A 16,434-nucleotide genomic window follows, 5' to 3' on the forward strand; every position below is an offset into this window, starting at 1 on the left:
CGTTTCCAAGTGCCTTCGGGCTGTTCGCCGACAGGCGTATCAGGGATAATTGAGCGGATTTCAACCAGGCGCCTCTCTCCCTTGTGCGCCGGTTTCCCAGCTTCATTCCAAGGAGTTCCCTCTCATGAGCAAGACCATTGCGGTGATCCCGGGCGATGGCATCGGCCCGGAGATCATGACCGCCACGCTGCGCGTGCTCGATGCGATGGAGTGCGGCCTGAGCTACGACACGGTCGAAGCCGGCATGATCGCGCTGGAAAAGCATGGCGACCTGCTGCCCAAGGCTACGCTCGATACGATCACCAAGCACCAGGTGGCATTGAAGGGTCCGTTGACCACGCCAGTCGGCGGTGGCTTTACTTCGATCAATGTCACGTTACGTCGTCATTTTGACCTGTACGCAAACGTGCGTCCGGCCATCAGCTTCCCGGGCACCAAGGCGCGCTATGAGCATGTCGATCTGATCACCGTGCGCGAGAATACCGAAGGTGCTTATCTGGCCGAAGGTCAGACGCTGTCGGACGACGGTGAAGTGGCCATTTCGATGATCCGCAACACACGTAAGGGCAGTGCGCGCATCGTGCGCTATGCGTTCGAGATAGCGGTGAAGAGGGGCCGCAAGAAAGTCACGGCCGTGCACAAGGCCAACATCATCAAGACCGCTTCGGGCCTGTTCCTCAACGTGGCGCGTGACATTGCCAAGGAATACCCGCAGATCGAGTTCAACGAGATGATCGTGGACAACGCCTGCATGCAATTGGTGATGCGTCCAGAACAGTTCGACGTGATCGTCACCACCAACCTGTTCGGTGACATTCTTTCCGACCTGTGTGCAGGTCTGGTCGGCGGCCTCGGTCTTGCGCCGGGCGACAACATCGGCGAGCACGCGGCCATTTTCGAAGCCGTACACGGCTCCGCGCCGGACATTGCCGGCAAGGGCATCGCCAATCCGTGCGCGCTGCTGCTCGCCGCGGCCGATATGCTCGATCACCTGGGCATGGTGGACAAAGGCAGAAAACTGCGCGATGCGATCCGCGACACGATGGCGAACGATCGTGAGCATGTCACGCCGGATTTGGGCGGCAAAGGCACCACGCAGAGTTTTGGCGAAGCGATTGCGAAACGACTCAAACACTAAATCGAGATGACCGTGTCATCCATGATGAAAGTGGCTACAACCTCCGAAGAGCGTAGTGCGGGAAAACCGCACGCTACGTTCTGTGGTCGCAGGAGGCGGGCGACCGCCTCCGGCGACCCGGTCGTGGCGGGGCAACCCTCCGCGCTACTCGGCAGAAGTGCCGCTCCTGGAATATTGAGACTATGCAACCGCAACAAATTCTGGCCATCCTGGCTACCGGCGAGGCTCTTTCGGGTTCTCGCCTGGCCGCCGAAGCGGGTTTGACCCGGGCCGCCATCTGGAAACAAATCGAAGCTTTGCGCCATCGCGGTGTACCTATCGAGTCGGTAGGCTCAGCGGGTTACCAGTTGCCGTGGCCGATCCAGATGCTGGATGAGTCGAGCATCCGTGCCGAATTGCCGGTCGTGATAGCACGCCGGATCGGTGCGCTGGATCTTTACTGGGAGATCGACTCCACCTCCAGTGAATTGCAGCGCCGCGGCAGCGCCGCTCCAGATTTCAGCATCGTGATGGCTGAGACGCAGACAGCAGGACGTGGCAGGCGAGGGCGAAGCTGGCTCTCGCCGCCTGGCTTGAATCTGTATGTGTCGTGCCTCAAGCGTTTCGACGCGGGCTTTGCTTCGCTTTCGGGTTTATCGCTGGCGACTGGCGTAATCGTGTTGCGCGCAGTGCACGCACTGGGCATTGTCGGTCCGCGCCTAAAGTGGCCCAACGATGTGCTTGCCGAGGGAGGCAAATTGGCGGGCATCCTGGTGGAACTGAGTGGCGAATATCAGGGACCGTGCGCAGCGATTGTCGGGATTGGCCTCAATCTGCGCCTGACTGAGGCGCTGCGTGAGCAGGCAAGGCAGCCCGTGAGCGATCTCGCCATGCTCACTCATGGTGTGCCACCCGATCGCAATCGCATGGCGGCAACCCTGATTGCCAGCCTGGTTGAAGGTTTGGATCAATTCGAGCGCGCTGGTTTTGCGGCCTTTGTCGACGATTACGCCGAACACGATGCCTTGCATGGTGTCCCGCTACGCATCAGTAGTGCGGCTGGTGAATTCGATGGCGTGGGGGCTGGCATTGATGTGCGCGGCGCATTGCAGGTCAGAACGGCAGCCGGCATGCAGCGCATCGACAGTGCTGACGTAACGGTGCGCCGCGCATGAAACTCCTGCTCGATCTTGGCAATACCCGCTTGAAATGGGCCATGGCAAAGGGCGATGGCTGGTCCGCACACGGCGCTGTGGGATGGAATGAAGGTGTTACCGCAGTGCTCATTCCAGCTTGGAAGTCCCTGGCATCACCACGATGTGTATTGGGCGCATCGGTGGTGGATACAGCACGCGAAGCACAGCTTGAAGCCATCGTCAAAGATATTTTTGCGCGCGACATCGCATGGGTGCAGACACCCACCGAAGCATGCGGCGTGCACAACGCGTATGCCGAACCTCAGAACCTTGGCGTGGATCGCTTCCTGGCGATGGTTGCGGCTTATGCGTCGGGGCACGCACCTTGTATCATGGCAGGCATCGGTACAGCACTTACACTTGATGCGCTGACCGCAGACGGCCAGCATTTGGGCGGCTTGATTGCGCCGGGTCCATGGTTGATGCAGCAATCCCTGCTCGGCGCGACTGCACGGGTACGCCCCGAACATCCCGGCGCGATACGCTATGTGGCGAATAACACCGCTGATGCCGTGATGTCGGGTTGTTGGCACGCCGCGGCCGCGCTGATCGAACGCTTCGCGAGAAATATCGCCAGCCAGTATCCGCACGGCGCACTGCGCCTGCTGCTGGATGGTGGGGGTGCCGATGCACTGCTGCCCTTGCTGGATATGCCCGCTGAGGTTGCCGTCGATAGCGTGTTGCGTGGCCTGCTTGTGTGGGTCGAATCACACCCGGTTCCCGGCTCGCCCTAAAATCGATCGCCCCAAGACGGTGGATGGCCGATGTTCTTTCGCCTGTTGTTCGTGGTGCTGATTGCCCTCAATATTGCCGTCGGCGCATGGCTGCTGCTGGGCCAGAACGAAACGCATGCCCATTTCGCCACCGATCCAGGCGTGCCGAAACTGCGACTCCTGTCCGAATTGCCAGCGCCCGCGGTGACGTCGGCGCACACAGCTTTCGTCGTGGCATCCGCATCAGCGGCCACGAATACGTCAAGCTCGGCGTCCCCGAATGCGCTCAGTTACGCCTGCATGGCCTTGGGGCCGTTCGCAACCCAAGAAGACCTGCGCATCGCCCGCAACGCGCTAGGTTCGCAAGTGCAGCGCATGCGCACACGGCAGGAACAGGCCACCCAGACCAAGGGTTGGTGGGTCCATCTGCCGCCCAGCCCGAATCATGCGATGGCACTGGCCCGGGCGCGTCAGCTCGGCGCGCACAACATCCAAGATTACTTCGTGGTGGGCTCCGGCGATAACCAGAACACTGTGTCATTGGGCTTGTTCAAGGATCCTGCTAACGCACGCAAGCGGCGCGATGACATCGACGCAGCCGGTTTTCAAGTTCAGATGAGCGAGCGCACCGAAACCGTGCTGGAATACTGGCTGGACCTGATCCCGGTCGACAGCAACCACTTCGACTGGCGCAGCCAGATTCACGATCCGGGCATCGGTTTGCACAGTACTGGCTGTTTTTGAGGCGAGCTGCTGCCCTCGATATCTTTGCATACTTACAAACCAGGTGTGACGGAGGACATGCGCTAGTTTCGCCCTGGCCGTCGAGGATGACGGGCGGACAGATGCCATAAGATCGCATAAACTGTTGGGCCGTGCCGGCATAGCTCAGTTGGTAGAGCAACCGCCTTGTAAGCGGTAGGTCGTCTGTTCGAGTCAGACTGTCGGCACCAGTTTTTTCAGTGGGTTAGGGTTGGCGCAGGTTCAAGAAACCGTCTCAACCGTAAAATTACCCGTAAAATTCAATCCGGTACCGATGGGTCTACGACGGGCAAACTCAGGTCGTACACGTCGAGCATGGATTGGTCCCGGTGGCCGCTGGCAAGCTGCTTATCGGCGCGTGTGCCAGGCGTGTCGGTGATGCCTTTGCGCTTTAGGTCATGGAGGGAGAAGCGCTGCTCGGCAGTGAGGATGCCTTCGCGCATGGCTGTGATCATGAGCCGTTGCCAGGCGGTGTCCAAGCTTGATTTGCGTAGCGGCGTACCCTTCTGCGAGACCAGCAAGAAATGATCTCTGGGCAATAGCGGCGTCGGGCGCGCGTGTTTCGTCACCGCCTGTTTTCTATATGCCACGGCCGCATCCCATACGCTGCGCAGTCGCGGTGACCACCGCACTACGTTATCGCGACTGCCTTTGCGCCGGTTGGTGGTGACACCTTCCTGGGATGCGTTGGCGTCGGTCAACGTAATAACCTCAATGCCCCGCAGCCTCAACAGGTACGCCAGCTCCATGGCGATCCACAGGTAGGGCGCCACGCTACCCTCAGAGTGCGCAGCGCGCTCCCCGCGCGCCTGCGCAAATTGCAGCACGCGCGCATAGACCTCGGCGGCTGGCAGACGACGCTGTTGGCGCTCTTTGGCCTGTTCGACCCCCTGTGCAGGGTTGTGATTGCAGTGGCCGCGGTTGACACCCCAGCGAAACACGCGGCGCACGTAACGCAGGATCTGGTTAGCTTGGGTCGGGGTGTCGTTGGCGATGCGATCAACCAGGCGCTGCCAAAATTCGGGGGTCATGCGGGCGACGTCGAGCGTGCCAAGCGGCCCGATTGCGGTCGTGGTGGCCTTCGTGATGCGAGCGAGATAGGTGTAATTGGCCTGCGTGCGCGCTGCAAGCTCTTTGAACTGTCGGCTTCCGTGAAATTGCTCCAGCAGCCAAGCAAGGCTCTTTTTGTTGACGCCTGAAAGCTCTTCGCTGATTTTGTGCAACTCGGAAAGAAGCGCATTTGGCCCGGTGACACGTTGACGACGCGCCTTCGGGGTGTGTTGAATGGTGTACCAAACCTTGTCGCGTCGATCCCAATAGATTCCCTTCGGGATCTTCTTTTGATCGATGTGCCCCGGAATGGTGGGCTCGTGCTTTCGCTTTCTGCCACGGGTCATAGGATGTCGGGGCTGTAGGCCTGGTCGTTGCTTGCTTCTTTCACGCCAAGGGCTGCATTTAGCGCCTCGATTGTCGTCCATGGGCCTTCTGCCCCATCGAGCACGCGAATGCCTTGCTGGCTCGCCCAGCGCTTTATCGCGGTTGCCGTGCTCTTACCAGAAAGCTCGCGCAGTTGCTTTGCTGGGACGATGTGATGATTGGGGCTCATAACGTAAGTCTTATGACTTATTGGCTTCCACTATCTGTAGGCGGGTTGCAAATAGCCATTGCGGTGTCGATTACGCCGTCAACAGCGCACTCAGTCAAAGCGCGGCATGGGTGAGCGTGGGGGTGGCAGTGGTTGGTGTGGCTGTCGCAATTGTTCCGCTGTTCCATCATTAAGCTCATGCCAATTACTCCGGATAAGCGTTGTGTTTGACGCCATCGAGGAGGCGGTCGGCGGCGTGCTCGGCACAGCAATGCGTGCATCCCTCCGAAAATCGCGAGCAGCCGCGCAATGAGTTCCAAGTGACATCGGTCCATTCAATTTTGCTCTGATCAGCCATTGAATCCTCGCAAGGTGGAGTTCATTGTTGGCAGCACAATCTGAGCGAGGATAGGTATATGTTTGCGCGCATAATTGTCGACGAATGGCACTTCAAGGTTTTCGAGTTCCCAGATGGCAAGCAGGTGCTTGTGACCGTTAACGAAATAGCAGTGACTCCTAGTCATCAACACGTTTTTAGTGCGAAATGGAAGCTGTATGAAGGCGCAGCTGATGCCTCGCGCACGCCGCTTCACCAAGGAGTTACTGATGATAGAAGTTCTGCCGAAACGGCCATCGGCAACGCAATGGGTGCCGTTCACGAGTGGTTGAGGCGGAACGGAATGGATCCCTGCGACATCTAGCGATAGCGAATTCATGCGTCCTCCATCAGCGCACGAAACAGCGCGGCCGCGGTGCGGCATGGCACGGCGTTACCGATTTGCTTGGTGATTTCGGTGTTGTTGCCGGCGAAGTCGTACACTTCATCGCCATCATCGAATGACATCGCGCGTGCGAGCTCTCGGTAGTTGAGCATCCGGTAGAGGATGTCGATGCGGTACGTGTCGGCAGCAGGCCGGGCGATAGCCAACTCGCCACGGTTGGCGCCTGTAACTGTGCGGAGAGGATCGTCTACGCTGTAGACGCGGCATTCGCCGTGATGCGTGAGGGGAAATACGAACGGCTGGGCCACGCCGGCGTTCTGCTTGCTCACAACCGTGTGCACGGGGTCGTTGGCGCTACGTACGGCATTCGGTCCGCTGCCGGTCTGGTCGGTGCGGATCATCACAGGCTCGGCCATGCCGAACCGTCCCTTGGTGGTGATGGCTGGCACAGGTTGTTGCACGGATTGCGCAGTGAGGCCGCTGCCGCTGCTGTAGTAAGGCGCCAGGATGGAAGTGGTCATGTAGCCGGCGCCGCGTGTGGTGGCTGCTGGTACAGGCTGCTCCGTGCTCTGGGCTCCGCGAATCTGGAAGCCATTGGGCGGCGACACCAGTAGCGGCTCAATGAAATGCGGTGATGCGCCGTTCCCACCTGTGGTGATCGTGGGCACTGGTTCTGAAAGCTCCCGCGCAGTGCCGCCGGAGCCGAACGCCATGACCAGACCGACATGCTCGCCGCCGGCCGTGAGTGTGGGTATCGGCTGACTGATGTCCTTCGCCGATCGCTGCAACTGCTCGGGGCGCGTACCGCGTAAGTGCAACAGGATCGGGTCTACCGCTTCGCCCGGTACGTCCAATACGGGCTCGTGACCATCCAGCAGTGCTTGCAGTGCTTCGATGTATGGCTCAGGCCACTGGTATCGCTTCGCACCTGCGAGAATGCGGCGCAGCGTGTTGGGTGCCAGGGGCTTCTTGCGCCTGAATATGGATTTGCCCGGCGTCGACCAGTCGATGATTTCGACGGCACCGCGCCATTGCTGGCGGGAGCCGAGTAGATCGGCGGTGGCGCTTCGGGCGTGCGTGGGCTCAGGCCAGCGCAGCGGTTTAGCGTCGCTGCACCCGATCAGAAAGAACCGTTCGCGTGTCGTGGCGTCGCCGTAATTGGCGCAGCAGATAACGCGATAGTCGAGGCGAAAGCCGATCGCGCGCAGTGCGTCACACCAAGCGCGGAAGTATTCGCCTTCACGGGAAGGAATCGGCCGCCCGGTGACCAGGCTGCACGGACCCCATTTCATGAATTCGGGCACGTTCTCAACCATGATCCGCTTCACCCGCAGTTCGGTACACCAGCGCACGACGTGCCACGGGTCCATGCGCTGCTGATCGTTCACGGGCTTGCCGCCACGTGCACGGCTGTGGAACGTGCATGCGGGTGAAGCGATCAATGCATCCAGGTAGCCTTCCGGGACCAGTTCCAAAGGCCGGGCGTTTTCAAGATCGGCGCAGTGATGGCGGCAGCCAGGATAGTTGCGTGCATGCGTCTCGATAGCCGTGGGCCAATGGTTGACCGACACGACTTCCAATTGCATGCCCATCTGCTTTGCCGCGCGCACGGCGCCGGTGATGGTGCCACCCGCGCCGCACCACAGGTCGGCGATCAGCGTCTTGCGCACCTTTGTCTTTGTGCGAGCGGTGGTGATATTGCCGTCTGCCATGGGTCCGTTCTGTTCAGTATCAGGGGCCGGTTACTCTCGTCCGGCGCTGGCGTTCTCTTGTCCAGCAGGTGAGCGCACTCTGCGCACTGTCACCGGCTATCTGCTCCGGTCGCGATCCAGCCTTGTGCCGCTGGCGGCTGCCACCACATGCCGCGCTCGGGTCCCGGGTGGCGGGGATTCCTCTGCGCCGCCCTCGCGGGCGCTTCGGGATTGCCTCCTGTTATCCGCCCTGTAAGCAGCGGATTGCAGTGTCATCCGGTACATCGATTTCCAGCGCAAACTCAAAGGGACGCGTAGGGTTTGGCTTGATGCGGATAGGCCACGCCGGTACCGGCAAGTCATCCCCGGCTTGGTCACGCGGCGCCACACCTACAAGCCAACCGGTTGCATGAGAGGGCGTGTATTGGCCGAACACGATCAGACTGCTGCATTCGCTGACGGACTCCACCAGCCATTCAATGGGGTCGCCGCTGGCGCAGTTGTCGTAGTCGTCGCCACCTGGTGTCAGTTCGCCGAAGGTGTCATCGCCATATCCGCCGAAGATGAGTGTTTTCATGGAGAAACCCTTACTGGGATTGGAGAGGGTGCCGGTCTCTCCCGGCTGTCACGTCTAGGTTTTGGGGCCTGCTGAGTGGACCGACGTTCCGCACCCTTCTCCCCGTGGCCCTTGGGGGGCTGTGCTATCCGGTTTGCATCAGCCAGAAAACGAGGGTCGAAGCCCTGCCGGATTTTCAGAAGTGGCCGGATATGCCGCCGGCCTCGGCGCCGCCTACGGTTGAAATGTGCCGATAGTCAGCACAGCGGCATCGCCAAGTTGCTCTGCCAGCACCGACTTGAACTCCTTCGCGATCTTTTCGATCGTTGCTTCACGCTGCTGCCAGCGCATGGCGAACACGGGTTTGTCGTCTTTGGTGATGACGGAAAAAACCAGGCGGAACGTACGCGGGGTGAGACCGAGATACGGTTCGCATACGAAGTTGAAGCCGGCCGGTAAGCCGTTGTCGGACTTCGCTTCGATTTCTTCCATGGTCGAGCGCGCCGACGAGACATTGGTCACGGTGGTGCTGTTTTCGGTGATGGATTTGACGGTGACCTTGCGCACGGCGGTAATGGCGCGGGCCAGCGTTGCGTCACCTTCCGCATACTCGGCGGTCAGAAATTCGTGCCAGTCTTCGAGCCATTCGGCCAGGTCTTTCTGCGTCAGCTTTTGGCCGTCGATCCGGTTGAGTGCGGAAAAGGCAGCGGTGGGCGGCAATTTGAGGGTTGCGGTGTAGTCGCCGTGGCCGGACATGTCGGATGTGCCCAGATTGAAAAAAGCGGTGGCCGCCATGTGGTCGATATCCACAAACGCATCGGCAGGCGCGTGCGCTTTGACATAAGACACGAAGTCGGCAAGGGTGCTTGTGACGAGTTTGCCGCGGTAGCGCGAGCGACCCACCATCAAATGTTCGAGGCTCTTTACCTCGCAGCCCTGGGGAAGGATCACGGCGCGATCTTCGCCAGCCAGGCGGTTGGCGCGGGCCGCATCCACGGCGGTCTGTTGAATCAGTTGGATATCCATCAATGGGGTTCCTTTCAATGGGCCGCGTCGCTAGCGGACGGTGAGCCATGACCTTGCCGGTCGAATAATTCGGGCTGCGATTCCGGGAACAGTGAAAGCTTGCCGCGCACACCTACGTGCATGGGTGTTTCGGTGGTGTTTTCTTCCCGCGACTTGCCGTTTTTGGTGGGCTTGAGGAATTCCAGCTTGTGCTTGACCGCCACCTGATTACTGCTGGCAATCCGCTTGAATTCGAACGAGATGGTGACCTTGCCGCTCTTGCTGGTGTCGATGACGCCTTGTGCCACGTCGAACATGGCGCGTTCCATTTTTTGCGCGAACACGCCTGCGTCAAGGTCGTTGATGATGTCCACAAGGTTATTTGCTGTATTAGACATGATGGGTTTCCGCATTGGCTTTTGGTGTGGGCTGGTCGTCCAGTGCTATCAGCACCAAGCGACCATCGATGACGCGGGCGCGCGGTGGCGCCACGCTCTGGTTCTCGCGCTGCCGGATCTCGGCGGCATAACGTCCGCTGTAGCGGGCCATACGTTCGGCGGGTGTCGGTGGCGTGCAGCCGTCCATGCGCCGGTGATGAGTGTGGAAAATGGGTAGGGCCATCACGTTGCTTGCTCCAGAAGAGGGCCAGCCGCAGAGGCATACACTTCAGGAGTAAGCGCATGGTGGAGAGAGGGGAGGGAGCCCTCTGCGACTAGCGTAACCAGTGAATGGATGACATCCCACTCGCGCACGGCATCACGCATGCGTAGAATGCATTCGCGCTGCAATAGTTTTATCCGTTCGCCGGGTGGGTAGTCGTAAAGGTCACTGTAGACACTCATTACGCAGCATCTCCGCGTGAGCGCTCGCGCACTGTGCGCCGGATGTAGGCCGTGCCGGCCGTGATGGACTCCGCGCGGCTGCGGCCATGCTCCAGGCAATCCATCGCGATGCGTTCGCCACGGCGTATCGTGTCGCGGCTGGCGCCATTCGTGGCGCGACGCACAGAGCGCCGCATAATGAATAGGTCGTAGGGATAAACGCTCATGATCCACTCCGAATGCGTGTAATGGCCGCCTTGCGTACCACATTGGCGGCGTGGATGCGTGCCTGGCTGAGGGCCGCGTGGCCGTTGCTGAAGGCGTAGTCGTTACCTCTCAAAAGCTGCGTGTGCGCTTCTTGGGCAGCAACGAGAACCTTGTCTGCGAAGATCAGTTCGGCGATGGCTTCGCGGGCATTTTTGAATGTGCATTCATCGGTGATGGATGCCCTTTCACCGGCGAGGCGGCGGAAATGATCCATCACCGCCAGCACATCTATCGTCTGCGACTGTGTGGTCATGCAAAGTCCTTTTCAGCGATAGAGCATGCCGCGTGCATTTGCGCCTGTTCCGGCGTGGCAGGTTCAAAGCAGGGATGCACGACACCATCATCGGTTACCACTTCCAACCGATGCAGCGAGAACAATCCACCCAGCGTCCAATCACACGGGTTGCCATCTGGCACGTTGCGCGGTCCTGGTGCGCCAGTAAAGCGGCCGACACAGGAAAACCCAAAATAGCGTGCGACTGCTGCAGGTGTTGCCCCGGCCCCGGCGGTAATCAGGTCACGTGCGGATTGCACGCATTCGCACCTTGGACAGATAAGGGCGATGTCTTCTTCAGCGACACCCTGGCCGTCCAGCAAGGAATGAAACTCGTCAAGAGAGAGGCGCTTAAGAGTGCGGGCTGGCTTAGTCATACAAACCCCCGCGCATCAATCAGCGCCATACGCAACGCATGCACATCCGACATGCGTACCACGCGTGCGTGTTCGGTGATGGGATCGTTGATGGTGTTCGCGTGTTTACCGAACAGGTCGGCGAAGGGCTCGGCAGCTTTCAGTACGGCTTGGACGGTTTGGCGGGCGCCGTTGGCGAGTGCTTCGTCTGTTTCACCCCACCAGCTTGCGGTACCGGTTTTGGCGTTGGTGTGCAGGTGGTCGAAAACGGTAATGACTTCAGGTGTGTTCATGAGCGTTCCTACTGTTGGCCACGGGGTCGCTAAGTCATCTCCAGCGCGACCGCGAGCAAAAGTTACCTGTGAGGTATATTTGTGTCAATACCTAAAAGGTAAATTTATCTCGCCAAGTTGACCTGGCCATCAGCCCAACGGCTCGCCTACACGAACATGGTGTTGGCCTACACGAAGCTTGTATTGGCTCCGACATTTTGCGGTCGGTTCACATGCTAGAAACGCAATGACTTCGAGTGATCGCGAAGCATCGCAGCAGTTTTTGCGCGAAACAGTCACAACGGGGCCACCTTAAACAAGGAAGCACTATGCGCGACGTACTAGCCTTCGTATGTATCTTGAGTGCCGTGGGCAGTATTGCTGCCGCACTGATAGGAGTTATCCGCCCTTCTGTTTTCGCCAAGAAGGGGGCGCCACCACCCGGACGCTTGCGGTTGCTCGGCGCTGGTGTCTCAGCGTTCGTCGGCTTTTCCATACTCGGCGGCTTTTTTATCGAAACAACCGAGAAGGCTCAATCTGCTGGACCGCTACCTTCGCAGACGCCTACAAGTCAAAGCCTGCAGGCACAGGGGGCGTCCCATGCGTCGGACACTTCAACGCAAAAGCCGGCCGTACCCGCATACCGGCCCAATGCTGAGGCCTTGGCATTCTTGCAAGACGTCATCCGGCAAGACATCAATCAGTATGTCGCTGGCAAGAAGTCGCGCATCGACTGGAGTGAATTGTCGTCCATCCGCGCGTTCACTAGCGCTGGCGACCTGCTGGCGGAATACCATACGAATGAGGTCGCCGCCGATAACAACTACATGGGGCAACGTATCGCTATCGCCGGGCGCATTGCTACGGTGAGCAAATCCGTGAGTGGAACGCCTTTTGTGGCAATGATTGCCGGTAATGGTGCTGTCGGTAACGGTGTTATTCGCGCCGATTTGTCTCCGATTACCGCCGCTCAAGCCGAGATGTTGAAGCGTGGTGGCACGGCAACCCTGGCTTGCATCGTTGCCGGTATGAATAAGGAAATGCTGGGAAACGAGTTGCCTGAATACCTGCATGTAGGCGAATGCCAATCGATGGACTGGATCGCGTCCGGGGTGCAGGAAAAGGCCGATAAGGCCATTGAGAGATGGTTCAAGTGGGGCGGCCACCTCGGCATCGACTACTACCCCACATCATTTCTTGGCAGGTCTGATGTGAACGATGCGGCATTGATGCGAGATGCTTACGTTATTCCAGCCGTGCTCGGAGTACCTGGCAGCTGCAGTGATGGGGCTACCCCGTCTTGCCTTAGTGCTTGGCTGCAACAGGTGAAGCTGGTCGCAAAAGTCTCTGCCGAGAAGAAGGATCAGCTGCGCAGTGAAGCTAAGGTGGTCGCCGATTGGCTTCAACTCCCAGAGCTACCGGATGCCATGGACGCAGTGCTCGCAGGTCAATCATGATTTTTCACGGGATGCCTGTCTGGTCTGCTTAGTTGCGGTTCGCTGATGCGTGAATTGACAAAGTTACTATTAAAGCGCTCTGCGCAACATATGAGAATCGAACTGTTCTTTAGACGGATCACGTGTCATGTTTGTTCGCATAAGTAGCGTGCACCTATGGGGACTCGCACTAGCCATTGTCTCCTATGTGAGTCCCGTCTGCGCCGATGCTCAGCAAGGCTTGGGGTCGGGCGTGCCTGGTGCCCCTGACGTAAGCGTGAACCCTAATTATCACGTCTACCGTTGGGTAAAGGATGGAATCTCTTACCTTCAGCTCAACGATCTCAAAGGGGGTGTGTTGATGGCGGTGGAGGTGGTGCAGGATCAGCTGATTGTGCTGCCGATGGGAAGTCTCCGTGCCGTGCCAAAGAATGGTCGCGCGGTGGATCAATTGGAAGAAGGCGAGCTTGTTTACGGTAACAGCGATGCGACCATTAGCGTAAAGGGCGATACTTTTGAAGTGACCGTGGCTTGCGGAAATCCCGCAGATTGTTCAACTGCAATGATGCAGCCAAGTCCGTAAAATAATGCTAATGGAGCGCCGTGGTCCAGCTCTATCGTCATGTATGCGCCCGTGGAACGTTCGGACGATTGCGTCTACTTCCTCATCATCGAGGTATGTGTCTGGAAGCTCGCGTCGTTTCTCATGCCAACGCGCTGGGCGGGCACGAATGGCGAGAATCGCCGAGGCGCTATGCCTGGGCACTGACAGCCTGACAGCGATGCGTGCGGCGTTGTGGTCGCGCGCTAGGCTCACAGTAAATGAGTAGCATAGCCGGTAGATGACAAGTTGCAGGTCGCGCGGTAGAGAAGCGGCGTTTGACGACAGCCTTGCGGCGAATGAGATATTCTCTTCAAAAAGAAGCTTTGCGAGCGGCCCGTACGTGAGTGCGCTTATGATGCCGCGCGATTCGATCATGCTCAAGTCCATCGCATCAATGGTTCGCTGAACCTCGGTTCTCTTGGTGGTTCGAAACCATCGTGCTGCCGCCGCCGCAGTTGCATGCGAAGCGCTGGACGAGTCGAATAGACATGAAGGGTCACCGACACGGTTGTTCATACCATGTCTGTGCTGCATGTCCTTTGCAAGACGATGTGCGCGCATGTCGGCTTGAAGCAAGTTTCTGCGGGCAAGTTGCAAATAAGACCCGCTCTGCACTTGATGCAGCGTTGCTACTGTGCGAAGCCGCGTAATGATGGCGCCGAAGACGAGTAGCATTGAGCTGCAGAGGGCGAGAAGCACCTGCGACTCCAGGAGATTGAGGTCGCTTACCTGAATCAAAGTAAGGCGTAGTGCAATGTTTCCGAGCACCGTCAAGGCAACGGCGCCCACCCATCCATATCTACAGGTCATCCACACGGCAGGGACGAGCATCAGCAATCGGGCAATGTCCTGATTTTGCGCTGATTCAAGCGAGTAGTATGCGTAAATAAGCCCCGCCAGTAAGGTGATGCTGGCGGCGATCTCATGGCCGAAGCCGGCATTGATATTGCCAATGAGCTGTCTTGCGCGCCTCCTTCGTGCAAGCAGCAGCAGAAGCCCAGCAGGGGCAATGACGAGCGCGCCCATGAGGTTGCCGAGCATGAAAATGCCGTAATAGTAAATAGGGCCTTCTGGCATTCGAACGGTACTGGCCGAATAATGGACTAGCTCCATTGCACCCACGCTGACGGCTGCATTCAAAGCCGCGGCGGCTGCCATGGCATTGAGCAATCTCAGCGTCAGCTTGGGAAGCTGCAAGTCACCCGCGAGCCAGCGAATTTTGCGTAAGGCGATAACCGGTATGAGAGTCGCTATGGGAGGCAGCGCCACCGCTGTGAAAAGCCATGCAAAGCCATACTCGTCCAGGCGGTAGCTGCGATAGTACAGGGAACCGATGAGGTCGCCAGCAATAACGAAAGGCCACATGCGTGCCGGGAGGAAAAGCATAGCGGTGAACCGCAGGCCAGCTGACAATACCCAGTGCGTAACCGATGCTTCCCGCGCGGCGATATATAAGGCGGTATAGCCGAGTATGACAAGCACGCCCCGCAAAAATGTGATCCCTTGCATAGCCACTCACTGTACGGGGCGGCACGGGATGCTTTAAAACTTCCTGTAGCCTAGACGACCAATCACGCGTCCGCCGATGTGCAAATCGTTAAGGCTCTCCCCAGAGAGCACGAAATTTTCTTCGTAGGATCGGGTTCCCACAAAGCGCAGCTGTCCACCTCCCATATCCTGGATGCGCCTGATGTGAGGAATGTCGCCAAGCTTGTACGCGTAAATGCCATCCCGTTCGAACTTGCGAACTGCCGCATTGACGAACACTAGGTCGTACTGCTCGATTTCCCCGGCCATGTTGTCTTCAGGGTTTATAAGAGCGCGAATGTCCCGAGACATCAAAGTGGGGTCGTGCTGCAAAAGTTGTAAGGGAATAGTGATGCTCCCTGTGCGTTGGGAATCGTAACCTTCGAGATAAGGTATCTGTACGTGCTGCGGAAGCGTGGTTGGCTGTTTCGTTGCAACGTACTCGGAGCTTGAGCGATCCGCTGCGGCGATGTACTCGGACTCCTGCCAATGCGGAGTATCTAGCCAGCCGGGTGGGTGGCCGAAGGCGCTATCGACTTCTCGGGCAATCTTGCTGCCGATGCGCTTTATGGGTCTTGCGCCGGCAAAGTGAGTTACCTGGGCCGGCTGCTTTTGCAGGCGGTCGGCAAACATGGCCATGCCACCGGAACGCTTGCCGGTGCCACCGGCTTCTTTATCCAGCGCCTGCACAAGAAGCCGCACATTTCGATGTCGAATGTCAAAGATATCCATAAGGCAATTGTCCCCAGCTTTACCTAAATGGTAAACGTCCGTTCAGGTAAATTACCCTTGCGATAAATATACCTCTCAGGTAAATTTTCGACATGGATGCCAAAACCTACTTTCTCCAAGCCGATGGGAAGCTCTCGCGAAAGTGCGGGGAGCTGCGTCGGGTGGCCGGCCTGTGCAAGGTCACCCCGTATTACCTGTACATGGTGATCAGTGGCCACAAAACCGCGAGCCCCGAACTCGCGGCCAACCTCGAACATGCAACCAAGGGGCAGGTGGACCGTCGTATCACCCTCCCTGACTTTCCGTGGGACCCACCTGAACATCAAAAGGCAGGCCATGACGCTCCTGGTTCTACGTGTCAGCGGGCTGCCTAAAGCCCCCTTAGCAATGAAGGCCAAGCTCGATTGCTTGACCTGATGTGAGCGCGCCTCGCGCGCGTACCTTTTGTGAAGCATAGAAACACCCTGGTACATCGTCATGGCCTATAAAAATCGTCTTTTTCTACGTCAGCCCGAAAAGCTCTACCTCAACGAACTCGAACGCGAGGATGGCGAGCGTGCGGCGTCGCTGGTGGGCAAGGAGTGGGGCGAACTCAAGCGTGAGCTGATCAACGATGGCGTTCGTCGCCTGCTTCGCCAGCTTGGTGAACAGATTACGGCCGCACCGTATGAGGTCTGAAGAGCCCGAATCCGACCTGATTGAGGGGCCTGTTACAGCCGATTCAGTCGGTGGCGTCGCGAATTTTGGGCGACTCGTCGGGTGCGCGGCGCTCAGTGGCTTGTCGGTACGCCAGGCCGC

General features: G+C 58.6%; 22 protein-coding genes and 1 tRNA gene. 10 read left to right on the forward strand and 13 right to left on the reverse strand.

Going from position 1 to position 16,434, the window contains the following annotated elements:
• Positions 1-124 precede the first annotated feature (124 nt).
• From EO087_RS01645 to EO087_RS01665, 5 genes are all read left to right on the forward strand, one after another.
• On the forward strand, positions 125-1,138 hold the full coding sequence (locus EO087_RS01645; protein ID WP_128897350.1) for an isocitrate dehydrogenase: 1,014 nt from the start codon (positions 125-127) through the stop codon (positions 1,136-1,138).
• Positions 1,139-1,320: 182 nt separating this feature from the next.
• On the forward strand, positions 1,321-2,292 hold the full coding sequence (locus tag EO087_RS01650; protein ID WP_128897351.1) for a biotin--[acetyl-CoA-carboxylase] ligase: 972 nt from the start codon (positions 1,321-1,323) through the stop codon (positions 2,290-2,292).
• Complete coding sequence (locus EO087_RS01655; RefSeq protein ID WP_128897352.1) at positions 2,289-3,047, forward strand: type III pantothenate kinase; 759 nt, start codon at positions 2,289-2,291, stop codon at positions 3,045-3,047. Before EO087_RS01650 ends, EO087_RS01655 begins: the two co-directional genes overlap by 4 nt.
• Positions 3,048-3,077: 30 nt before the next feature.
• Positions 3,078-3,770: an SPOR domain-containing protein gene (locus EO087_RS01660; protein WP_128897353.1), complete on the forward strand. Its 693-nt coding sequence runs from the start codon at positions 3,078-3,080 to the stop codon at positions 3,768-3,770.
• Positions 3,771-3,903: 133 nt separating this feature from the next.
• Positions 3,904-3,979 (forward strand) — tRNA-Thr (locus EO087_RS01665).
• A gap of 69 nt (positions 3,980-4,048) precedes the next feature.
• On the opposite strand, the gene EO087_RS01670 is transcribed toward EO087_RS01665, so the two are convergent.
• Together EO087_RS01670 and EO087_RS01675 are read right to left on the reverse strand one after the other, a co-directional pair.
• Positions 4,049-5,185, reverse strand: coding sequence for an integrase (locus tag EO087_RS01670; RefSeq protein ID WP_128897354.1), 1,137 nt, complete (start codon positions 5,183-5,185; stop codon positions 4,049-4,051).
• Entirely contained in the window at positions 5,182-5,394 is a 213-nt protein-coding gene (locus EO087_RS01675; protein WP_205744498.1) for a hypothetical protein, read from the reverse strand. Before EO087_RS01675 ends, EO087_RS01670 begins: the two co-directional genes overlap by 4 nt.
• A 395-nt stretch (positions 5,395-5,789) precedes the next feature.
• Between EO087_RS01675 and EO087_RS01685 the strand changes: the two genes are divergently transcribed.
• Positions 5,790-6,074, forward strand: a complete 285-nt coding sequence (locus EO087_RS01685; protein WP_128897356.1) for a hypothetical protein — start codon at positions 5,790-5,792, stop codon at positions 6,072-6,074.
• 11 nt (positions 6,075-6,085) lie between these two features.
• Here EO087_RS01685 and EO087_RS01690 read toward each other — a convergent pair whose 3' ends face one another.
• The 9 genes from EO087_RS01690 to EO087_RS01730 form a co-directional block, all read right to left on the reverse strand.
• On the reverse strand, positions 6,086-7,807 hold the full coding sequence (locus EO087_RS01690) for a DNA cytosine methyltransferase (protein WP_128897357.1): 1,722 nt from the start codon (positions 7,805-7,807) through the stop codon (positions 6,086-6,088).
• Positions 7,808-8,027: 220 nt separating this feature from the next.
• Entirely contained in the window at positions 8,028-8,363 is a 336-nt protein-coding gene (locus EO087_RS01695; RefSeq protein ID WP_128897358.1) for a hypothetical protein, read from the reverse strand.
• Between the two features lie 213 nt (positions 8,364-8,576).
• Complete coding sequence (locus EO087_RS01700) at positions 8,577-9,368, reverse strand: DUF2303 family protein (protein WP_128897359.1); 792 nt, start codon at positions 9,366-9,368, stop codon at positions 8,577-8,579.
• A gap of 14 nt (positions 9,369-9,382) precedes the next feature.
• Positions 9,383-9,745, reverse strand: coding sequence for a hypothetical protein (locus EO087_RS01705; RefSeq protein ID WP_240669098.1), 363 nt, complete (start codon positions 9,743-9,745; stop codon positions 9,383-9,385).
• Complete coding sequence (locus EO087_RS01710) at positions 9,738-9,968, reverse strand: hypothetical protein (RefSeq protein ID WP_128897361.1); 231 nt, start codon at positions 9,966-9,968, stop codon at positions 9,738-9,740. The genes EO087_RS01705 and EO087_RS01710 overlap by 8 nt, the downstream gene beginning before the upstream one ends.
• Before the next feature lie 220 nt (positions 9,969-10,188).
• A complete protein-coding gene (locus EO087_RS01715) occupies positions 10,189-10,395 on the reverse strand; it encodes a hypothetical protein (protein WP_128897362.1) in 207 nt (68 codons plus the stop codon).
• Positions 10,392-10,688, reverse strand: a complete 297-nt coding sequence (locus EO087_RS01720) for a hypothetical protein (protein ID WP_128897363.1) — start codon at positions 10,686-10,688, stop codon at positions 10,392-10,394. Before EO087_RS01720 ends, EO087_RS01715 begins: the two co-directional genes overlap by 4 nt.
• On the reverse strand, positions 10,685-11,086 hold the full coding sequence (locus EO087_RS01725; RefSeq protein ID WP_304988488.1) for a VVA0879 family protein: 402 nt from the start codon (positions 11,084-11,086) through the stop codon (positions 10,685-10,687). Before EO087_RS01725 ends, EO087_RS01720 begins: the two co-directional genes overlap by 4 nt.
• The gene (locus EO087_RS01730; RefSeq protein ID WP_128897365.1) at positions 11,083-11,358 is read right to left on the reverse strand and encodes a hypothetical protein; all 276 of its coding nucleotides are present in this window, start codon (positions 11,356-11,358) and stop codon (positions 11,083-11,085) included. The genes EO087_RS01725 and EO087_RS01730 overlap by 4 nt, the downstream gene beginning before the upstream one ends.
• Before the next feature lie 308 nt (positions 11,359-11,666).
• Between EO087_RS01730 and EO087_RS01735 the strand changes: the two genes are divergently transcribed.
• Positions 11,667-12,794: a hypothetical protein gene (locus tag EO087_RS01735; protein WP_128897366.1), complete on the forward strand. Its 1,128-nt coding sequence runs from the start codon at positions 11,667-11,669 to the stop codon at positions 12,792-12,794.
• A gap of 127 nt (positions 12,795-12,921) precedes the next feature.
• Positions 12,922-13,356, forward strand: a complete 435-nt coding sequence (locus EO087_RS01740) for a hypothetical protein (protein ID WP_128897367.1) — start codon at positions 12,922-12,924, stop codon at positions 13,354-13,356.
• Here EO087_RS01740 and EO087_RS01745 read toward each other — a convergent pair.
• Together EO087_RS01745 and EO087_RS01750 are read right to left on the reverse strand one after the other, a co-directional pair.
• A complete protein-coding gene (locus tag EO087_RS01745; RefSeq protein ID WP_128897368.1) occupies positions 13,327-14,886 on the reverse strand; it encodes an MASE1 domain-containing protein in 1,560 nt (519 codons plus the stop codon). The genes EO087_RS01740 and EO087_RS01745 overlap by 30 nt on opposite strands.
• A 33-nt stretch (positions 14,887-14,919) precedes the next feature.
• Complete coding sequence (locus EO087_RS01750; RefSeq protein ID WP_128897369.1) at positions 14,920-15,636, reverse strand: hypothetical protein; 717 nt, start codon at positions 15,634-15,636, stop codon at positions 14,920-14,922.
• Between the two features lie 92 nt (positions 15,637-15,728).
• Here EO087_RS01750 and EO087_RS01755 point away from each other — a divergent pair, with 92 nt between their 5' ends.
• On the forward strand, positions 15,729-16,010 hold the full coding sequence (locus EO087_RS01755) for a helix-turn-helix domain-containing protein (RefSeq protein ID WP_128897370.1): 282 nt from the start codon (positions 15,729-15,731) through the stop codon (positions 16,008-16,010).
• A gap of 103 nt (positions 16,011-16,113) precedes the next feature.
• Complete coding sequence (locus EO087_RS01760) at positions 16,114-16,314, forward strand: hypothetical protein (RefSeq protein ID WP_128897371.1); 201 nt, start codon at positions 16,114-16,116, stop codon at positions 16,312-16,314.
• Positions 16,315-16,434 lie beyond the last annotated feature (120 nt).

The organism is Dyella sp. M7H15-1 (genome assembly GCF_004114615.1).
Taxonomy (GTDB): Bacteria; Pseudomonadota; Gammaproteobacteria; order Xanthomonadales; family Rhodanobacteraceae; genus Dyella_B.

Bases quoted from the DNA above. Each gene is read 5' to 3' on its own strand.
- EO087_RS01645 (WP_128897350.1), top strand. From the start codon at position 125: ATGAGCAAGACCATTGCGGTGATCCCGGGCGATGGCATCGGCCCGGAG.
- EO087_RS01650 (WP_128897351.1), top strand. From the start codon at position 1,321: ATGCAACCGCAACAAATTCTGGCCATCCTGGCTACCGGCGAGGCTCTT.
- EO087_RS01655 (WP_128897352.1), top strand. From the start codon at position 2,289: ATGAAACTCCTGCTCGATCTTGGCAATACCCGCTTGAAATGGGCCATG.
- EO087_RS01660 (WP_128897353.1), top strand. From the start codon at position 3,078: ATGTTCTTTCGCCTGTTGTTCGTGGTGCTGATTGCCCTCAATATTGCC.
- EO087_RS01670 (WP_128897354.1), bottom strand. From the start codon at position 5,185: ATGACCCGTGGCAGAAAGCGAAAGCACGAGCCCACCATTCCGGGGCAC.
- EO087_RS01675 (WP_205744498.1), bottom strand. From the start codon at position 5,394: ATGAGCCCCAATCATCACATCGTCCCAGCAAAGCAACTGCGCGAGCTT.
- EO087_RS01685 (WP_128897356.1), top strand. From the start codon at position 5,790: ATGTTTGCGCGCATAATTGTCGACGAATGGCACTTCAAGGTTTTCGAG.
- EO087_RS01690 (WP_128897357.1), bottom strand. From the start codon at position 7,807: ATGGCAGACGGCAATATCACCACCGCTCGCACAAAGACAAAGGTGCGC.
- EO087_RS01695 (WP_128897358.1), bottom strand. From the start codon at position 8,363: ATGAAAACACTCATCTTCGGCGGATATGGCGATGACACCTTCGGCGAA.
- EO087_RS01700 (WP_128897359.1), bottom strand. From the start codon at position 9,368: ATGGATATCCAACTGATTCAACAGACCGCCGTGGATGCGGCCCGCGCC.
- EO087_RS01705 (WP_240669098.1), bottom strand. From the start codon at position 9,745: ATGTCTAATACAGCAAATAACCTTGTGGACATCATCAACGACCTTGAC.
- EO087_RS01710 (WP_128897361.1), bottom strand. From the start codon at position 9,968: ATGGCCCTACCCATTTTCCACACTCATCACCGGCGCATGGACGGCTGC.
- EO087_RS01715 (WP_128897362.1), bottom strand. From the start codon at position 10,395: ATGAGCGTTTATCCCTACGACCTATTCATTATGCGGCGCTCTGTGCGT.
- EO087_RS01720 (WP_128897363.1), bottom strand. From the start codon at position 10,688: ATGACCACACAGTCGCAGACGATAGATGTGCTGGCGGTGATGGATCAT.
- EO087_RS01725 (WP_304988488.1), bottom strand. From the start codon at position 11,086: ATGACTAAGCCAGCCCGCACTCTTAAGCGCCTCTCTCTTGACGAGTTT.
- EO087_RS01730 (WP_128897365.1), bottom strand. From the start codon at position 11,358: ATGAACACACCTGAAGTCATTACCGTTTTCGACCACCTGCACACCAAC.
- EO087_RS01735 (WP_128897366.1), top strand. From the start codon at position 11,667: ATGCGCGACGTACTAGCCTTCGTATGTATCTTGAGTGCCGTGGGCAGT.
- EO087_RS01740 (WP_128897367.1), top strand. From the start codon at position 12,922: ATGTTTGTTCGCATAAGTAGCGTGCACCTATGGGGACTCGCACTAGCC.
- EO087_RS01745 (WP_128897368.1), bottom strand. From the start codon at position 14,886: ATGCAAGGGATCACATTTTTGCGGGGCGTGCTTGTCATACTCGGCTAT.
- EO087_RS01750 (WP_128897369.1), bottom strand. From the start codon at position 15,636: ATGGATATCTTTGACATTCGACATCGAAATGTGCGGCTTCTTGTGCAG.
- EO087_RS01755 (WP_128897370.1), top strand. From the start codon at position 15,729: ATGGATGCCAAAACCTACTTTCTCCAAGCCGATGGGAAGCTCTCGCGA.
- EO087_RS01760 (WP_128897371.1), top strand. From the start codon at position 16,114: ATGGCCTATAAAAATCGTCTTTTTCTACGTCAGCCCGAAAAGCTCTAC.